This is a genomic window from Pseudonocardia zijingensis (genome assembly GCF_042657305.1).
Lineage (GTDB): Bacteria > Actinomycetota > Actinomycetes > Mycobacteriales > Pseudonocardiaceae > Pseudonocardia > Pseudonocardia zijingensis.
Genome location: NZ_JBHSKO010000077.1, coordinates 1 through 900, shown reverse-complemented (window position 1 = coordinate 900; position 900 = coordinate 1). Strand labels below are relative to the sequence as shown.

Sequence of the window (900 nt, the reverse complement as noted above, 5' to 3'; positions counted from 1 at the left end):
AGGCGACGATCTCGTTCGGCCGGATCGACGGCATCCCGGTCGGCGCGCACTGGTCGGCGCTCGTCGTCGTGGTGCTGCTGGGCGAGCTGCTCGCGCTGAACGTCCTGCCCGGCATGGCGCCGGGCCACACCCCCGCGACCTACCTGCTCGCGGGCGCCGCCGGCGCGGCGGTGTTCGCGCTGTCGCTGCTGGCGCACGAGGTGGCGCACGCGATCGTCGCGCGCCGTGCGGGCCTCGGGGTCCGCTCCATCACCCTCTGGTTGCTCGGTGGGGTGTCGGAGCTGGTCGAGCAGCCGGAGCGCCCGGGAACGGAGATCCGGGTCGCGCTGGTCGGGCCGTTGGTGAGCCTCGGTCTCGCCGGGATCTTCGGCGCCGCGGGCTGGGCCGCGGCCGCGGTGGGCGCGCAGGCTCTCGTCACCGCCGTGCTGGTGTGGCTGGCCACGGTGAACCTGATGCTGGGGATCTTCAACCTGCTGCCCGGAACACCGCTGGACGGCGGGCGGGTGCTGCACGGGCTGGTGTGGCGGCGCACCGGCGACCGGGAACTCGCGACGCGCAGCGCGGCCGGTGCCGGCCAGTTCCTGGGCGCGGTGGTGGCCGGGCTGGGGGTCCTGCTCCTGTTCAACGGCCGGCTCGACGGGTTGTGGCTGGTGCTCGTCGGCTGGTTCCTCACCGGTGCGGCGGCGGGCGAGCGGGTGCACGGGGTCATGACCGAGCGGCTCGCCGGTCTCGTCGCCTCGGACCTGATGCGCCGGGAACCGTCCTTCGCGCCGGGCTGGTGGACGGTCACGGCGCTGATCGACCACCTGCTCGGGCCGGCGGCACCGCAGGCCGAGGTCTTCCCGGTGATCGACTTCCAGGGAAAGCCCATCGGCTGGCTCACCCTCGCCGACCTCGCCG

General features: G+C 74.6%; 1 protein-coding gene. It reads left to right on the top strand.

Annotated elements, in window-relative coordinates; all coding sequences use genetic code 11:
• A partial coding sequence (locus ACFPL3_RS42000) for a site-2 protease family protein (RefSeq protein WP_379591041.1) occupies window positions 1-900 on the top strand: 900 nt, incomplete at both ends.